Here is a 1,498-nt window from a genome sequence, read left to right on the forward strand (position 1 = left end):
CTGATGGCCTACCGCGTGGGACAGCAACCGTCCTTGCTCGTCGTAGGCATATTCGCTGAGCAACAGGCCCTGCTGGCGCTGCTGTTCGCGACCGTTCTGGTAGACGTGACGGGTGAGCAAGGCGCCATTGAGGTCGATCGCGGTCAGCGCGCCGCCCTTGGCGTAGTGGTAATCGAGCTTGCTGTTGTCCGGCAGACGCATCCGGGTGAGCTGGCCGCAGGCGTCGTAGGTGTAACGCAAGGTGCCCCAGCCCTGATGCTCGCGTACCAGGCGGTCCTGCAGGTCGTATTCGAAGGCCAGCGGATGATTCTGGCCGTCGTCGACCCCAGTCAGCCGGCCGAGGCGGTCGTAGCGGTATTCAACCGTGTTGCCATCAGGCAGGGTCTTGCGCAGCAGACGCCCGGCACTGTCACGCTCGTAATGGGTGACCAAGGTCGAGCCGTCGTCGCCGAACTCGGTCCTCTCCAGCAGATGGCCGTTGTGGTCGTAGGCGTACGCGGTGCGCCGGCCATCAAAACCGGTTTCCTGTCGGATCAATCCGGTGGGCGTGTAGTCCAGCCGGTACTTTTCACCGGACTCGTTCTCGATCTCCGTGAGCAACAGCTGCGCGTGGTCGTAGCGATATTGCAGCCGCGTGCCGTCGGGGTTGATCCGCCGGCTGACCAGGTGCAGGTCGTCGTCATACTCGTAGCGGGTGATCCGACCTAGTTCATCGCGTTCGGCGGTGATCTGGCCGTAGGCGCTGTAGGACCAGGCCCGCGTCGCTCCGGTTGGAAGCGTGGTCTGGATCAGCCGTCCGACGGCGTCCCACACATGGCGGGTGACCGCGCCGTGTTCGTCCTGCGCAGTAATCCGCCGCCCCAGGGCATCGTAGGAAAACTTCCGAACTCCACCGTCGGGCAGGCTTTCTTCGACCAGTTGCCCGAGGTCGTTCCACACGAACACATGCCGACCGCTATCCGGATAACGGACCGACAGCAGCCGCCCCTGCGGGTCGTAGTGGCAGTGGGTGACATGGCCGTCGGGATCGACCGCTTCGGTGACATCGCCCTGAGCGTTGCGCCGGTAGGTCCACTCAGCGTCGCCCCGACTACGGCGGTGCAGGAAACCATTGCGGTACTCGTAGGACGTCGGCGCATCGTCCGGCGGAATCAGCGCGATCAGCCGTCCGGCGTCGTCATAGCGGTACTCGGTGACCGCCCCCAGCGCATCCTGCTCGGCGACCAACCGGCCCGCCGAATCGTAGGCCTTGAGCTGTTCACCCCCGTCGGCGGCGACCTGACGCACCAGCCGCGCCGTGTCGTCGTGGACGTAAACCTCTTCCCGACCATCGACGTAGCGCACCGTCACGCTGCCGGCGTCGTCCCAGACGTATCGCGTGTCCATCTGCGAAAACGATGCCCAGTGCCGCACGCAACGTGCCGCCTTGCCGGCACGTTCCCACTCCCAGAAGAAGCTCGCACCACCCGTCAACTGCCGCTGCAGGATGACGTGCCGG

1 pseudogene is annotated in these 1,498 nt (G+C 65.1%); it reads right to left on the reverse strand.

The features are described from left to right. Positions 1-1,498, reverse strand: a pseudogene (locus M5B98_RS28960) (type IV secretion protein Rhs); the annotation flags it as partial.

Origin of the sequence: Pseudomonas sp. MWU12-3088 (assembly GCF_023242405.1) — a bacterium.
GTDB classification, from domain to species: Bacteria; Pseudomonadota; Gammaproteobacteria; order Pseudomonadales; family Pseudomonadaceae; genus Aquipseudomonas; species Aquipseudomonas kribbensis.